Annotated in this window: 16 protein-coding genes and 1 riboswitch; of the genes, 8 read left to right on the top strand and 8 right to left on the bottom strand. The window is 70.0% G+C overall.

What is annotated here, in order from left to right:
- Positions 1-197: 197 nt before the first annotated feature.
- Complete coding sequence (locus AB0M76_RS27860) at positions 198-410, top strand: EF-hand domain-containing protein (RefSeq protein WP_053784759.1); 213 nt, start codon at positions 198-200, stop codon at positions 408-410.
- Between the two features lie 75 nt (positions 411-485).
- Here the strand turns inward: AB0M76_RS27860 and AB0M76_RS27855 are convergent, their stop codons facing one another.
- Positions 486-1,046 carry a PadR family transcriptional regulator gene (locus tag AB0M76_RS27855; RefSeq protein ID WP_365955459.1) on the bottom strand — a complete coding sequence of 187 codons (561 nt, stop codon included), beginning with the start codon at positions 1,044-1,046 and terminating at the stop codon, positions 486-488.
- A 214-nt stretch (positions 1,047-1,260) separates the two neighbouring features.
- Here AB0M76_RS27855 and AB0M76_RS27850 point away from each other — a divergent pair, with 214 nt between their 5' ends.
- A complete protein-coding gene (locus AB0M76_RS27850; protein ID WP_365955489.1) occupies positions 1,261-1,974 on the top strand; it encodes a flavodoxin family protein in 714 nt (237 codons plus the stop codon).
- 10 nt (positions 1,975-1,984) lie between these two features.
- Here AB0M76_RS27850 and AB0M76_RS27845 read toward each other — a convergent pair whose 3' ends face one another.
- The 7 genes from AB0M76_RS27845 to gcvT form a co-directional block, all read right to left on the bottom strand.
- Positions 1,985-2,485 carry a hypothetical protein gene (locus AB0M76_RS27845; protein ID WP_365955458.1) on the bottom strand — a complete coding sequence of 167 codons (501 nt, stop codon included), beginning with the start codon at positions 2,483-2,485 and terminating at the stop codon, positions 1,985-1,987.
- 115 nt (positions 2,486-2,600) lie between these two features.
- The gene (locus AB0M76_RS27840) at positions 2,601-3,017 is read right to left on the bottom strand and encodes an SsgA family sporulation/cell division regulator (RefSeq protein WP_365955457.1); all 417 of its coding nucleotides are present in this window, start codon (positions 3,015-3,017) and stop codon (positions 2,601-2,603) included.
- A gap of 183 nt (positions 3,018-3,200) precedes the next feature.
- Positions 3,201-3,383, bottom strand: a complete 183-nt coding sequence (locus AB0M76_RS27835; RefSeq protein WP_365955456.1) for a hypothetical protein — start codon at positions 3,381-3,383, stop codon at positions 3,201-3,203.
- A gap of 10 nt (positions 3,384-3,393) precedes the next feature.
- Complete coding sequence (locus AB0M76_RS27830) at positions 3,394-4,776, bottom strand: L-serine ammonia-lyase (protein ID WP_365955455.1); 1,383 nt, start codon at positions 4,774-4,776, stop codon at positions 3,394-3,396.
- Between the two features lie 219 nt (positions 4,777-4,995).
- Complete coding sequence (gene glyA, locus AB0M76_RS27825) at positions 4,996-6,252, bottom strand: serine hydroxymethyltransferase (RefSeq protein WP_365955454.1); 1,257 nt, start codon at positions 6,250-6,252, stop codon at positions 4,996-4,998.
- Between the two features lie 15 nt (positions 6,253-6,267).
- Positions 6,268-6,648 carry a glycine cleavage system protein GcvH gene (gcvH, locus tag AB0M76_RS27820; RefSeq protein ID WP_365955453.1) on the bottom strand — a complete coding sequence of 127 codons (381 nt, stop codon included), beginning with the start codon at positions 6,646-6,648 and terminating at the stop codon, positions 6,268-6,270.
- 113 nt (positions 6,649-6,761) lie between these two features.
- Positions 6,762-7,877 (bottom strand): glycine cleavage system aminomethyltransferase GcvT, encoded by a 1,116-nt coding sequence (gene gcvT / locus AB0M76_RS27815; protein WP_365955452.1) that lies wholly within the window; start codon positions 7,875-7,877, stop codon positions 6,762-6,764.
- 184 nt (positions 7,878-8,061) lie between these two features.
- A riboswitch (glycine riboswitch) is annotated at positions 8,062-8,165 on the bottom strand.
- A gap of 200 nt (positions 8,166-8,365) precedes the next feature.
- Between gcvT and AB0M76_RS27810 the strand changes: the two genes are divergently transcribed.
- The 6 genes from AB0M76_RS27810 to AB0M76_RS27785 all read left to right on the top strand — a co-directional run bounded on the left by AB0M76_RS27810 (position 8,366) and on the right by AB0M76_RS27785 (position 15,145).
- Positions 8,366-9,031 carry an AAA family ATPase gene (locus AB0M76_RS27810; RefSeq protein ID WP_365955451.1) on the top strand — a complete coding sequence of 222 codons (666 nt, stop codon included), beginning with the start codon at positions 8,366-8,368 and terminating at the stop codon, positions 9,029-9,031.
- 124 nt (positions 9,032-9,155) lie between these two features.
- A complete protein-coding gene (locus AB0M76_RS27805) occupies positions 9,156-9,890 on the top strand; it encodes an enhanced serine sensitivity protein SseB (protein ID WP_365955450.1) in 735 nt (244 codons plus the stop codon).
- Positions 9,891-9,951: 61 nt separating this feature from the next.
- Entirely contained in the window at positions 9,952-10,692 is a 741-nt protein-coding gene (locus AB0M76_RS27800; protein WP_266663507.1) for an enhanced serine sensitivity protein SseB C-terminal domain-containing protein, read from the top strand.
- A gap of 512 nt (positions 10,693-11,204) precedes the next feature.
- Positions 11,205-12,197: an ABC transporter permease gene (locus AB0M76_RS27795; protein WP_365955448.1), complete on the top strand. Its 993-nt coding sequence runs from the start codon at positions 11,205-11,207 to the stop codon at positions 12,195-12,197.
- A gap of 41 nt (positions 12,198-12,238) precedes the next feature.
- Positions 12,239-14,002, top strand: a complete 1,764-nt coding sequence (locus AB0M76_RS27790) for an ABC transporter substrate-binding protein (protein WP_365955447.1) — start codon at positions 12,239-12,241, stop codon at positions 14,000-14,002.
- Between the two features lie 141 nt (positions 14,003-14,143).
- Positions 14,144-15,145 (top strand): ABC transporter permease, encoded by a 1,002-nt coding sequence (locus AB0M76_RS27785; protein ID WP_266663503.1) that lies wholly within the window; start codon positions 14,144-14,146, stop codon positions 15,143-15,145.
- Positions 15,146-15,148: the final 3 nt, after the last annotated feature.

Here is a 15,148-nt window from a genome sequence, read left to right as displayed (position 1 = left end):
CAATGCCGATACGTTATGCCGTGACCCCGGAACGTGACAAGCCCGGGTCGGATTTCGTGGCTGGAATTTTCGGTTCCACATCGCGGAAGGGTAATTGAATTCATATCTGCCGCCCGAACGGGACCCGCGGGAGGGGGCGGTGCCCGGCTGCCGCTACCCTTGGCCGGTCAACAAGCACCTAGAAGGGGTGGATCCCAGTGGCTGACATCGAGAGCGCGCGGGCGACGTTCGGCAAGTTCGACGCGGACGGTGACGGCTTCGTCACGGCCGACGAGTACAGCGCGGCCATGAAGGCGATGGGCGACGCGTACGTGACCGGCGCCGTCGCGGACGCCGTGGTCGCGGCCAAGGACAGCAACGGCGACGGCCTGCTGAGCTTCGACGAGTTCTGGGCCTCCCTGAACAAGTAAGCCCTGCGCAGCCCCCGCCATGTCCTTCTGCCGGGCGGGCGGGGGCATTGCGCTGCCCCGGCGCGTTTCCCGGGGTCAGGAGACGGCTCCGCCGGGCGGCGGCGCCATGTCCTCGACCTCGCCCAGGGCCTCCTCCAGCCAGCGCAGCCAGAACGTCTCCAGGCCGATGCCGCCGTGCAGCACCAGCCGGCGCAGCCGGTCCTCGTCGGAGTCCCGCTCCGGCGGGAAGTCCTTCTCCTCGATCGCCTCGTAGACGGCCAGCTGCCGCCGGTGCAGATCGAGATGGCGCCGCAGCTCCCCGGCCAGCCCGTGCGGGCCCACCACGGCGGCCGCGCGGATCCGCAGCAGCAGCGGATCCCGGATGGCCTTCGGGTCCTGGCTCTCGCCGACCCACCGCGCGAGCTCCGCGCTCCCGCCGGCCAGCACTTCGTACTGCTTCTTCTGCCCCCGTACGGGTACCTCGCTGGGCAGCGCCCGGATCAGATCGGCCTCCTCCAGCCGGCCGAGCTCGCGGTAGATCTGCTGGTGCGTCGCGGACCAGAAGTACCCGATCGACCTGTCGAACCGCCGGGTCAGCTCCAGCCCCGACGAGGGCTTCTCCAGCAGGGCGGTCAGGATGGCGTGCGGCAGCGACATGCGGCCATCCTAGGGATGCGGGAGGTCGAGGGCCGCGACCCCGTTCCCGAGGGCGACCGCGAGACGACTCCCGTCGGGGTGCAGGGGGGATGATCCGGTGAACGAGCGTCCCTCGGACCGGTACCAACCCGGCCCGAAGGGGCGGCCCCGGACAGGCGTCCCGAACGGCTGCGGCCCGGTGGCGGCGGCGCCCGCAGGCCCCGAGGCTGGCGGTGTGGCCGCCGACTACGACTACTCCGACCTGACCGCCGTCTACGTCAACTGCACCCTCAAGCGCTCGCCCGAGACCAGCAACACCGAGGGCCTGATCGCCAAGAGCCGCGCCGTCATGGAGGCGGCCGGCGCCCGGACCTCGCTGATCCGCGCCGTCGACCACGACATCGCCACCGGTGTCTGGCCCGACATGACCGAGCACGGCTGGGAAACCGACCAGTGGCCCGTCCTGTACAGCCAGATCATGGACGCCGACATCCTCGTGCTGTGCGGCCCGATCTGGCTCGGCGACAACAGCTCCGTCATGAAGCAGGTCATCGAGCGGCTCTACGCCTGCTCCTCGACCCTGAACGCGCAGGGCCAGTACGCCTATTACGGGCGCGTCGGCGGCGCGCTCATCACCGGCAACGAGGACGGCGTGAAGCACTGCGCCATGAACATCCTCTACAGCCTCCAGCACCTCGGCTACGCCGTCCCGCCGCAGGCCGACGCGGGCTGGATCGGCGAGGCCGGGCCCGGGCCCTCGTACCTCGACCCCGGCTCGGGCGGCCCCGGGAACGACTTCACCAACCGGAACACGACCTTCATGTCGTGGAACCTCATGCACCTGGCCGCCCTGCTGAAGCGCTCGGGCGGGATCCCGGCGCACGGGAACCAGCGCTCGGAGTGGGACGCCGGCTGCCGCTTCGACTTCCCGAACCCCGAGCACCGGTAGTCCCTCACCTTCACCGGCACACGTTGCGGTGCGCGACGTCCAGCACGAACCGCTCGGGTCCGTGCAGCTTGAAGGAGGTGAAGGAGGGCTTGCTGTGGAAGGCGGCGCCGAAGGTGACGTACCCCTCGAAGTCGCCCGTCATGGCAAGGCCCTTGAGCTGGGGCAGGTAGATCTTGACGAGCTTCGGCCCGCGGTACGTGCTGTCGCCCGCGCGGTTGTGCGCGGCGGCGGGATGCAGGCTGATCTGCAGGAAGTACTTCCCGGCCAGCGGGACGGGCTTGCCGGATCCGTCCTGGACCAGCCTCGGCACGCGGGTGACCGTGACCCCGGGGGCGTGTCCCCGCAGGTCGATGACGATGCGGTCGTACGTGCAGTGCCCGCCCCAGCGGGCATTGACGACGAGCGGCGTGGGCCGGACGACGGCCGAGGCCGGCGCGGCGAGGGTGATCCCGGCGGTGAGCAGCGCACCTGTGGCAAGGGCCACGAGCTGCCGGCGGCGGAGGTGGTTCATGACGTCCCCCTGATTCTTCGGAGGCGGGGACCGGTGTCACTGCTGAGGACACTCCCGGCAGGCTCATGGTTGCACCCAAAACGCCTGAAACGAGAAGAAACGGGATAAATGCTCCCTATCGGGGCAGGAGGGTGCTCAGCTCGGCGTCGAGGTCGTAGTGCCGCTGCTCCTCGCCCCGCGGCACCAGAGCGACCAGCCGCCGGCACAGCGCGCGCACGTCCTTCGCCCGGGCGGACACCACGCAGCTCCGCTCGCCGTTGGTGAAGGCGAGGAAGACGCGCGGCTCCCTGCCCTGCCGGCGCGGCCACACCTGGACGTCCCCCTCGCCCGTCGCGCAGGTCTCCCCGTCGAGCAGCAGGTCCCGGGAGAACACCCAGCGCGCCACGTGCATCCCGGCGCCCCGGAAGTCGAGGGCCAGCTCGTAGGGCCGGTCGCAGCGGTACGTGAAGCCCCCGAGCAGCGGCAGCGGCGCGGGCGAGGCCTCCAGCCGGAGCGGGAGGACGTGGTGCTCGATACCGTCCGTGCCGTCCATGCGCTCCACCTCTCTGTCGGCTCACGGGGGGGAATCCGCCCTCTCGGGCAAGCTAGCCCACCTCCCGGCCGCCCCCGCGGGGCCGAAGGTCCCGAGCCGGAGGGCCGCTGGACCCGTCCTGTCACAGGAACGCGGAGAGGCCCGCCCTCCGGGGGAAGGGCGGGCCGCTGCGTCACCGGTCCGTTACGGGACGGGGTTGAGGACGAACGAGTCGTTGGACTGCCCGATGGCGGTGAAGCCGGCGCCGTTGGCCTGGGCGCCGTTGCTCTGGTTGGACGCCCCGGAGCCGGTGGCGACCTGCTGGGTGGTGGAGGCGTTGCCGAGTGAGGGGCCCGACGCGTTTGCGCCGGGCCCCTCACTCGTCATGCGTGCCGGATCAGCACTCGATGACGTTGACCGCCAGGCCGCCGCGGGCGGTCTCCTTGTACTTGACCTTCATGTCGGCGCCCGTCTCCTTCATGGTCTTGATGACCTTGTCGAGGGAGACCTTGTGGGTGCCGTCGCCGCGCATCGCCATCTTGGCCGCCGTGACCGCCTTGACCGCCGCCATGCCGTTGCGCTCGATGCACGGGATCTGGACGAGGCCGCCGACCGGGTCGCAGGTCAGGCCCAGGTTGTGCTCCATGCCGATCTCGGCCGCGTTCTCGACCTGCTCCGGGGTGCAGCCCAGGACCTCGGCGAGGGCGCCGGCCGCCATCGAGCAGGCCGAGCCGACCTCGCCCTGGCAGCCGACCTCGGCGCCGGAGATCGAGGCGTTCTCCTTGAAGAGCAGGCCTATCGCACCGGCCGCGAGCAGGAAGCGGACCACGCCCTCCTCGTCGGCGCCGGGCACGAAGTTCATGTAGTAGTGCAGGACCGCCGGGATGATGCCCGCGGCGCCGTTCGTCGGAGCGGTGACCACCCGGCCGCCCGCGGCGTTCTCCTCGTTCACGGCCATCGCGTAGAGGGTGATCCACTCCATCGACAGCGCCAGCGGGTCGCCCTCGGAGCGGAGCTTGCGGGCGGTGTTCGCCGCCCGGCGGCGGACCTTCAGGCCGCCTGGCAGGATGCCCTCGCGCGACATGCCGCGCGAGACGCACGCCTGCATGACGCGCCAGATCTCGAGCAGGCCCTCGCGGATCTCCTCCTCCGTGCGCCAGGCCTTTTCGTTCTCCAGCATCATCGCGGAGATCGACAGGCCGCTCTCCCGGGCCATGCGCAGCAGCTCGTCGCCGCTGCGGAAGGGGTACTTCAGCACGGTGTCGTCGAGCTTGATCCGGTCCTCGCCGACCGCGTCCTCGTCCACCACGAAGCCGCCGCCGACCGAGTAGTACGTCTTCTCCAGCAGCGGCGCGCCCGAGGCGTCGTACGCGAAGAGCGTCATGCCGTTCGCGTGGTACGGCAGGGACCGGCGGCGGTGCAGGATCAGCTGGCTCGGCTCGTCGAAGGCGATCTCGTGCGCGCTCCCGATCTCGGTGCCGAGCAGGCGCAGGCGGCCGCTCCGGCGGATGCGCTCCACCTCGTCGTCGGCCGTCTCCACGTTCACCGAGCGGGGGGAGTGGCCCTCCAGGCCCAGCAGCACCGCCTTGGGCGTGCCGTGGCCGTGGCCGGTCGCGCCGAGGGAGCCGTACAGCTCGGCCCGGACCGCTGCGGTCTGGGCGAGCACGCCGTCCTTCTTCAGCCGGGTCACGAACATGCGGGCGGCCCGCATCGGACCGACCGTGTGGGAGGAGGAGGGGCCGATGCCGATGGAGAAGAGATCGAAGACGGAGATGGCCACGGTGGCGGACTCCCTTGTCTGCTCGTGGGTGGAGGGGCAGGCGGGGTGGATCGTACGAGGGGGGATTGTTCGGATTTTGTCCGACAGTCGAGCTTAACGTGGCGAGGTGAACGTTTCGTCTGCCCGAGATGGTGGCCGGACGGCGCTCGGGTATGGCTCGTGTCACACGGGAAGGGCCCGACCCTGTGTGACACAAGGCCGGGCCCCCCAAGCCGATGCCTAGAGCGTCGGGTACAGCGGGAACTTCGCCGCGAGCGCGGAGACGCGCGCCTTGAGGGCCTCGCTGTCGTACGCCGGCTTCAGCGCCTGCGCGATGATCTCGGCGACCTCGGTGAAGGCCTCGGCGTCGAAGCCGCGGGTGGCGAGGGCCGGCGTACCGATCCGCAGACCCGAGGTGACCATCGGGGGCCGCGGGTCGTTCGGGATGGCGTTGCGGTTGACCGTGATGCCGACCTCGTGGAGGCGGTCCTCGGCCTGCTGCCCGTCCAGCTCGGAGTTGCGCAGGTCGACCAGGACCAGGTGCACGTCGGTGCCGCCGGTGAGGACGTCCACGCCCACGGCCTTGACGTCGTCCTGGACCAGGCGGGCGGCGAGGATCTTCGCGCCCTCGAGGGTGCGCTCCTGGCGCTCCTTGAACTCGGGCGAGGCCGCGACCAGGAAGGAGACCGCCTTGGCCGCGATCACGTGCTCCAGCGGGCCGCCCTGCTGACCCGGGAAGACCGCGGAGTTGATCTTCTTGGCCAGCTCCTGCGTCGACAGGATGACGCCGCCGCGCGGACCGCCGAGGGTCTTGTGCGTGGTGGTGGTGACGACGTGGGCGTGCGGCACCGGGTTCGGGTGCAGGCCCGCGGCCACCAGGCCGGCGAAGTGCGCCATGTCGACCATCAGGTACGCGCCGACCTCGTCCGCGATGCGGCGGAAGGCGGCGAAGTCCAGCTGGCGCGGGTAGGCGGACCAGCCGGCGATGATCAGCTGCGGCTTGGACTCCTTGGCGAGGCGCTCGACCTCGGCCATGTCGACCTCGCCGGTCTCGTCGACGTGGTACGGGACCACGTTGTAGAGCTTGCCGGAGAAGTTGATCTTCATGCCGTGGGTCAGGTGACCGCCGTGGGCCAGGTTCAGGCCCATGATCGTGTCGCCCGGCTTCAGCAGCGCGAACATCGCGGCGGCGTTCGCCTGCGCACCCGAGTGCGGCTGGACGTTCGCGGCCTCGGCGCCGAACAGCGCCTTGATGCGGTCGATCGCGATCTGCTCGACCACGTCGACGTGCTCGCAGCCGCCGTAGTAACGGCGGCCGGGGTAGCCCTCGGCGTACTTGTTGGTCAGGACCGAGCCCTGGGCCTCCATGACGGCGACCGGAGCGAAGTTCTCCGACGCGATCATTTCCAGGGTGGACTGCTGGCGTGCGAGCTCGGCGTCGACTGCGGCGGCCACGTCCGGGTCGAGCTCGTGGAGAGGGGTGTTCAGAACAGACATCAGGATCCCCTGTGGTCAGTTACCGGCGGTGAGCTTGGCGTACTCGTCGGCAGAGAGCAGGTCGGCCGGCTCCTCCGCGATGCGCACCTTGAACAGCCAGCCGCCCTCGAACGGGGCGGTGTTCACGAGCGCCGGGTCGTCCACGACGTCCTGGTTGGCCTCGACGACCTCACCGGTGACGGGGGAGTACAGGTCGCTGACGGACTTGGTCGACTCCAGCTCACCGCAGGTCTCGCCCGCGGTCACCGTGTCGCCGACCTCGGGGAGCTGGGCGTAGACGACGTCACCGAGCGCGTTGGCCGCGAACTCCGTGATGCCGACCGTCGCGACGCCGTCCTCGGCGGTCGACAGCCACTCGTGCTCCTTGCTGTAACGCAGCTGCTGGGGGTTGCTCATGACCTGATTCTCCTGGATGCGGGGGAGTGGATACGAACAGTGGTCTTGCGTACTGAGACGGCCGGTACGGCGCCCGTACGGCGTCGGTAGGGAGCCGGTACGGGGTACGGGTGTTACTTCTGCCGCTTGTAGAACGGCAGGGCCACGACCTCGTACGGCTCATGCGTACCGCGAATGTCCACGCCGACGCCGGAGGTGCCGGGCGCGGCGTGCGCCGCGTCCACGTACGCCATCGCGATCGGCTTGCCCAGCGTCGGGGACGGGGCACCCGAGGTGACCTCGCCGATGACCTGCCCGTCGGCCACGACGGGGAAGCCGGCGCGCGGGACGCGGCGGCCCTCGGCGATCAGGCCGACCAGCTTGCGCGGCGGGTTCGAGGCGGCGCGCTCGGCGGCGGCCTCCAGGGCGGCGCGGCCCACGAACTCGCCCTCCTTCTCGAACTTCACGACCCGGCCCAGCCCCGCGTCGAACGGGGTGAGGGAGGTGGTCAGCTCGTGCCCGTACAGCGGCATGCCCGCCTCCAGGCGCAGGGTGTCGCGGCAGGACAGGCCCGCCGGGACCAGGCCGACGCCCTCGCCGGCCTTGGTCAGCGCCTGCCACAGCTCGACGGCGTGCTCGGGGGCGACGAACAGCTCGAAGCCGTCCTCGCCCGTGTAGCCCGTACGCGCGATCAGCGCGGGCACGCCCGCGACGGTGCCCGGCAGGCCGGCGTAGTACTTCAGGCCGTCCAGGTCGGCGTCGGTGAGGGAGGCGAGGATGCCGGGGGACTCCGGGCCCTGCACGGCGATCAGCGCGTACGCGTCGCGGTCGTCGCGGACCACGGTGTCGAAGCCGGCGGCGCGCTCGGTCAGGGCGTCCAGGACGACCTGGGCGTTGGAGGCGTTCGCGACGACCATGTACTCGGTCTCGCCCAGGCGGTAGACGATCAGGTCGTCGACGATCCCGCCGTCCTCCCGGCAGATGTGCGTGTAGCGGGCGCGGCCGACGCCGACGGTGGAGATGTTGCCGACCAGCGCGTAGTCCAGGGCCTTGACGGCCTGTGGGCCGGTCAGCGTGATCTCGCCCATGTGGGACAGGTCGAAGAGACCGGCCTTGGTGCGGACGGCGTTGTGCTCGTCGCGCTCACTGGCGTACCGCAGGGGCATGTCCCAGCCCGCGAAATCGGTCATGGTCGCACCGAGCGATCGGTGCAGCGCATCGAGGGCGGTCAGGCGGGGGGCAGTGCTCATGGGTGTGGCTCCCGGGTCCCAGGGCATGACATGACGAGGACGATCCTCCCCATCTGTCATCGGAACCTGAGAGGTTCGCCGAGAGTTCCCGGTCGGACCCGGGGAACGTCGACTTGCACCTTGGGTGGAGCGCACGCGGATGCCGTCGTGAGGGACGGCGGCGCGGCTCGCTTTTCAGATCTGCCTCATCCACGCGGTACGGGGCCTGAGAGATTCAAGGGAGGAACTTGCTCCTTCGGCGCCCGGGCACGGCCTCACGGCCTGCCGGGACTCTCCCGCGCGGATTCAAGCGGCCGGTATGCAGTTGGTCCAGATGGCGCACATCATTGCACGCCGTCCGGGTGATCGGGCGGCCGGGCCCGAAAGAACGTACGGACCGGCGAGACGGCCGGGAAGTGCAGGCCGGAACCGGGCGCGGCCGGATTACCGTCTCTTTACACTCAGTGGGCATGAGGGGCCCTGCGGCCCGATGGGGGAAGGCGATCACTGTGCGGAGATTCGGAGTGCTGGCGGCGACCGGGACGGGAACCGTGGACGGAGTGCCGGCGGCGCGGCGGGCGCGCTCCACCGGCGGTCCCGTACGCGACCTGCGCGGCCGGGGGCCGCACGGACCGCAGTGGCTCGGCTTCGCCGAAGGGGACATCGTCGTGGTGTCCGGCCTGCCGGGCGGCGGCAAGAGCACGCTGATCAAGCGGGCCGCGGAGGACGGCGGCATCGACTCCCAGGACGTGCGCGAGCGCTGGGAGCGGCGGATGCCGCGGGCGCTGCCGTACGCGGTGTACCGGCCGCTGGTCCGCTGCGCGCACTACTGGGGGTTGTGGCGGACGCTGCGCTCCGGGGCCTCGGCGGTGGTCCACGACTGCGGGACGCAGAGCTGGGTGCGCAGCCTGCTGGCCGCAGCCGCGCGGCGGCGGGGCCGGGCGCTGCACCTGCTGCTGCTGGACACCACCCCCGAGGAGGCCCTGTCCGGGCAGGCGGCGCGGGGGCGCGGGGTGTCGGCGTACGCCTTCGCCCGCCATCGCGGCGCGGTGGCCCGCCTGCTGCGCGAAGCGGAATCGGGCCGCCTCCCCGCGGGCTGCACGTCGGCGGTCCTCCTGGACCGCGGCTCGGCCGCCTGCGTGACCCGCATAGCGTTCCGGCGGGGCCCTTCGTAGTCCCGCCGGCGTTCGAGGCGCTGGGGTCCGGGGTCCGGGGGCGGAGCCCGCGGCAGCGAGAGGGGCCCGAGCCGTTAACCTCGGGCCGACAGCGTGGGGCGGAAAACACACAGCGGAGGCGTACATGCAGGGCGGCGGCTGGCCGGACAACGAGCTGGAGCAGGTGCTCGGGGCGGCGCTCGGGCAGGCGGACGCCGGGGCCCGGATCGTCGAGGTGCTCGGCCGGAGCCGGCTCTGGGTGCCCCTGCCCGGCGGTGGCGGCCCGGACGGGGCCGGCCTCATGCTGCCCACCATGGAGATCGATGGGGCGGCGTACGTCCCCGTCTACAGCTCCGAGGCCCAGTTCCGCGCCTGCGTCGGCCCCGCCATGGACTTCGCCGTCGCCCCCGCCGTCGAGTTCGCCCGCGGCCTGCCCCCGCAGCTCGGCATCGCCGTGAACCCGGAGGGCGCCGTCGGCGTCCCGCTGCCCCCGCCCGCCGTCGCGGAGCTCTGCCGCATCGGCCGGACCCCGCTCGACGGCCCCGCCACCGGCGGCCGGGTCCGGCTCTACGAGCCCGACTGGCAGGAAGACCCGGTGGACTTCCTGACCGCCGCCGCCGAGGAGTTCCGCGCCACCGGCGTGGTCGCCGCCGCCCACCGCTGCCTCGCCAGCGTCGAGGGCGGGGCCCCGGAGCTCTACATCGGTGTCCGGCTGCTGGTATGGGAGCCCGGCATGCGGAATGCCCCGATGGACGCCCTCGGCCGGGCCCTGACCCGGGTACCGCCGCCCTGGCCCGTGCAGTTGATCCTCTTGGACGCCGTGCAGGACCCGGTGGTCGACTTCATGGTTACGCGCGTACGCCCCTTCTACCTCCCGTAGGGCCGCTTAAGCTGGGTGCGGATACGGGTGGGACGACGGGCAGACGAAGAAGGAGTACCGGGTGAGTGCGTCAGGCACGGCCGCGGCCGGGCAGCTCGAGCACATGATGCGCCAGGTGACTCCCGGGCGCTACGAGAGCTATGAGTCGCTTCTGCACGCCCTCGCCGAGGGCCGCCTGTGGATGCTGCTCTGGCAGGGCCAGCCGGGCTCCCCGGACGCCCAGTACGGCGGCATGGAGGTCGAGGGCCTCGGGTACGCGCCGTGCGTGACCTCCCCCCAGGAGCTGGCCGCCAGCGGCTGGAACCGGGGCTACGAGGTGGTCACCGGCCGGGACATCGCCCGCGCGCTCTACCCGGACCGCTGGGGCCTGTGGCTCAACCCGCACGCCCAGGGCGGCGGCCTCGGCATCCCCTGGGCCGACCTGCGCCGGATCGCCACCGGTCTCGACCGGATGCCGGCCGGCCCGCTGCGGCTGTCCGAGCCCGCCCTGGAGCTCCCGCAGTTCTACGGGCTGCTGACCCAGCACGCGCACCGCACCCCGGCCGTCCGCTCGCTGCGCCGCGCCTGGGTGCAGCCTTCGCTGGGCTCGCCGTACCTCGCGGTCGGGCTCGACCTGTACGACGCCTCCGCGCCCGCGCTGGAATCCGTACGGGAGATGATGCGCCAGTCGGTCGGCGCGGTCCCCGAGGGTGTGCCGGTGTGCACGGTGGCGCTGGCGGACGAGCACGACCCCGTCGCCATGTGGCTGCGCGCCCAGAGCCGCCCCTTCTACGACCGCGAGGGCCAGGCCCCCGCGTACTGACCCCGGAAGCACCGACCTCGTCCGGGTCTGCCCGGCCTCTGAGACAGCCGTATCGAACCGACCGAAGGCCGCAGGGAACCACCGTTCCCTGCGGCCTTCGGCTTGTCCGGATATCAGCCGTGTTGTGGGGCCAAAAGGCATGGTCCTACCGTGAGTTGGGCGCCATGTCCGATTGCGTACCGAACGGACGGTCTTGATCCGCTCAGGTGAGAGCGAAGTCCGGATAACGGGAACTCGACCCTCACATCACGGTTGCGCATCCATTCATCTGCGGGTCTGGCGGCTGCTCGCAGCGCCGATGAAGACTCCCCACCCAAGAGCCGGTCAGTCCTGCGAAGTCAGGTTCGGCATATGCATTTCGCTTGTGGCTCTGCATCGCACTTCCCGCAGTTCCTGCACCTCAGCACGCGTCCTGCGTGTCACCACGCACTCCGAGCGCCACTCCGCACCAACGCCGCCACAGCGGCGGGCATGGGCCGGCAACCCGTCGGCCGAGAGGGGTCCCCACCACGATGACGGCACCACTGCATGACACGAGCGCGGAAACACCCGCAACCGTGTCCGTAGCCGACGTCCCTGCAAAGGCCATCGAAGGCCGCTCGCCCGGCCGCATCGCCTGGATGCGGCTCAAGCGCGACAAGGTCGCGCTGACCGGCGGCGTGGTCGTGATCCTCCTGATCCTGGTGGCGGTCTTCGCACCGCAGATCGTGAGCCTGCTGGGCCACCCGCCCAACGAGTTCCACGAGGACCTGATCGACCCGGACCTGGGCACACCGCTCGGCTCCTTCGGCGGGATGAGCTCCGACTTCCTGCTCGGCGTCGAACCCACGAACGGCCGAGACGTGTTCAGCCGGATCGTCTACGGCGCCCGCATCTCCCTGATCGTCGCCTTCCTGTCGGCCTCCGTGTCGGTCACCATAGGCAGCCTGCTCGGTGCGCTCGCCGGGTTCCTCGGCGGCTGGGTCGACGGCCTCATCAGCCGCCTGATGGACCTGCTGCTCGCCTTCCCGCAGCTGCTGTTCACCATCGCCCTGGTCTCCGTCGTACCCAACTCCCTCTGGGGGTTCGAGGGTTCCGGCGTCCGGATGGGCGTACTGATCGTCGTCATCGGCTTCTTCGGCTGGCCGTACATCGGCCGTATCGTCCGGGGCCAGACGATCTCCCTGCGGGAGCGCGAGTACGTCGAGGCCGCGCGCAGCCTCGGCGCCGGCCGCGGCTACATCCTGATCAAGGAGCTGCTGCCCAACCTGGTCGCGCCGATCCTCGTCTACTCGACGCTGCTCATCCCGACCAACATCCTGACGGAGGCGGCCCTCAGCTTCCTCGGTGCCGGCGTCAAGCCGCCCACCGCGTCCTGGGGAAAGATGCTCTCCGACGCCATCCCCATCTACCAGGACGACCCCGCGTACATGGTGGTCCCGGGTATCACGATCTTCATCACCGTCCTGGCGTTCAACCTCTTCGGGGACGGGCTGCGTGACGCACTCGACCCCAAGGGCAGCTGAACCGCTTCATCGATTCACCCACCTATGGAGGTTGGACCAACGTGATCCGCAGAAAGCAGGCATTCGCGATCACCGCCGTGATCGCCGCCCTGTCCCTGACCGCCGCGTGCGGTGGCAGCGACGGCAAGAAGTCCGAGGGCAAGGGCGGTGGTGGCGCCGCGTTCAACGCCGCCACCACCGGCATGGTGAACCCCTCGGACGCCAAGGGCGGTGAGCTCAAGCTCTGGTCGCCGCAGGACGTCGACTACCTCGACCCGGCGCGTGCCTACTACGGCTTCGTGTGGGACATCCAGCGCCTCTACGTGCGCCAGCTGCTCGCGTACGACAGCAAGCCGGGCAAGGACGGCAGCAAGCTCGTCCCGGACCTCGCCGAGGGTCTGCCGGTCCTGAGCAACGAGGGCAAGACGTACACCCTCAAGATCAAGGACGGCGTGAAGTTCGAGGACGGTACGCCGATCACCTCGAAGGACTTCAAGTACGGCATCGAGCGCGTCTTCGCGCAGGACGTGCTGTCCGGCGGTCCCACGTACCTGATCGACATCCTCGACCAGGGCCAGAAGTACCCCGGCCCCTACAAGGACACCGACCCCAACAAGATGGGTCTGAAGTCCGTCGAGACGCCGGACGACAAGACGATCGTCTTCAACCTGGCGAGCGCCAACTCCGACTTCAGCTACCTGCTGGCCATGCCGTCCTCCTCGCCGGTCCCGGCGGCCAAGGACACGGGCGCCACGTACACCAACAAGCCGATCTCCACCGGCCCGTACAAGGTCGAGAGCTTCACCGCGAGCAAGGGCGCGACCTTCGTCCGCAACGAGAACTGGGACCCGAAGACCGACACGATCCGCAAGGGTCTGCCGGACAAGGTCTCGTTCACGGTGACCACCAACCCGGACGACATGGACGCGCGTCTGCTGTCGGGCGACATCGACCTCGCCATCGACGGCACGGGCATGCAGCAGGCCGGCAAGAACAAGGTCCTCAAGGACGAGAAGCTGAAGCAGAACGCGGACAACCCGTTCACGGGTTACATCCGCTACTTCGCCTTCCCGACCACGGTCGCGCCGTTCGACAACATCGAGTGCCGCAAGGCCGTCATCCTCGCGGCCGACCCGAAGTCCCTGCAGACCGCCCGCGGCGGCCCGACCAGCGGTGACCTCGGCGCGAACATGCTGCCGCCCGGTATCCCCGGTGCCGACAAGAGCTACGACCCCTTCGGCCTGACCAAGGGCGAGCCGCAGGAGGCCAAGGCCAAGGAGGCCCTCAAGGCCTGTGGCAAGCCGGACGGGTTCGAGACCACCATCGCGGTGCGCAACAACCGCGCCCCCGAGGTGAAGACGGCCGAGTCCCTGCAGGCGTCGCTCGCCAAGGTCGGCATCAAGGTCACCATCGACCAGTACGACGGCAAGCTCTCCTCCTCCGTGATCGGTTCGCCCGAGAACGTGAAGAAGAAGAACTACGGCATCATCGTGATGGGCTGGGGCGCCGACTACAACTCCGGCTCGGGCTTCCTCCAGCCGCTCGTTGACGGATCGTTCATCCAGCCCAACGGCAACAACAACTTCACGATGATCAACGACCCGGAGATCAACCAGCTGTTCAAGACGGCCGCGGCCGCCGCGACTCCGGAAGCTGCTGCTCCGTTCTACACGGACATCAACAAGAAGATCATGGAGAAGGCTCTCTACCTCCCGATCAACTTCGACAAGGCCTTCGTCTACCACAACCCGCGTCTGACGAACGTCTACTTCAACGACTCCATGGGCAAGATCGACCTGGCCACGGTCGGCATCGCCGCCAAGTAGCCGAGTGGTCGAGTCGTCACGTAACAACAGGCAAGTGCCTTCACCGCACATGCGCTAGTCCGAAGGGCAGGTGAAGGCCGCAGGCGGCGGCTGCCGTCCCCAAAAGGGACGGCAGCCGCCCGCCCCGGGCGGCCGACTGCAGTGCTCGTCTACCTCATACGGCGAATGTTCAACGTCGTCGCCACGCTGCTGGTGGTCTCCGTGGTCACCTTCGGCATCTTCTTCGCGGTCCCCAAGATCACAGGCAGCGATCCGGCCCTGATGTACGCCGGACGCGAGACCAACGAGACCGCCCTGGCGGGCATCCGCGTGAAGATGGGCTTCGACAAGCCCATCTCCGAGCAGTACCTGACCTTCGTCAAGGGCATCTTCGCCGGCCGTGACTACGACGGCGGCACGGATGTCACCCACTGCGCCGCCCCCTGCTTCGGCTACTCCTTCAAGACCGAGGCACCCGTCTGGGAGACCATGGTCGACCGCATGCCGGTCACCCTCTCGCTCGCCCTCGGCGCAGCGGTCATCTGGGTGATCGCCGGTGTGGCGACCGGTGTCATCTCGGCGCTCAAACGCCGGACGGCCATCGACCGCACCGTGATGGTCGGCGCCCTCGCCGGCGTCTCCCTGCCGATCTTCTTCACCGGCATGGTGGCCCCCGCGATCTTCGTCTACAGCCTCGGCTGGCTGGACGTGTCCAACTACAAACCGTTCACCGAGGATCCGGTGGCCTGGCTCAACTCCCTGATCCTGCCCTGGATCACCCTGGCCTTCCTCTTCGCCGCCACCTACGCCCGCATCACCCGCGCCACGATGCTCGAGGTCCTCGGCGAGGACTACATCCGCACCGCCCGCGCCAAGGGGCTCAAGGAGGGCGTGGTCATCCGCAAGCACGCCCTGCGCTCCACGCTCACCCCGATCGTCACGATGTTCGGCCTGGACCTCGGCGGACTCCTCGGCGGCGCGGTGCTCACCGAGACGACCTTCAACTTCCAGGGTCTGGGGACGGCGGCCGTGGCCGCCATCGGCCAGGGCGACCTGCCCGTGATCATGGGCGTCACCCTGCTCGCCGCGCTCTTCGTGGTGATGGCCAACCTGATCGTGGACCTGCTGTACGCCGTCATCGACCCGCGCGTGAGGCTGACGTGACCG

The sequence above is a fragment of the Streptomyces sp. NPDC051364 genome (assembly GCF_040682115.1).
GTDB lineage: Bacteria > Actinomycetota > Actinomycetes > Streptomycetales > Streptomycetaceae > Streptomyces.
This window is presented reverse-complemented; position numbering and strand designations above follow the sequence as displayed.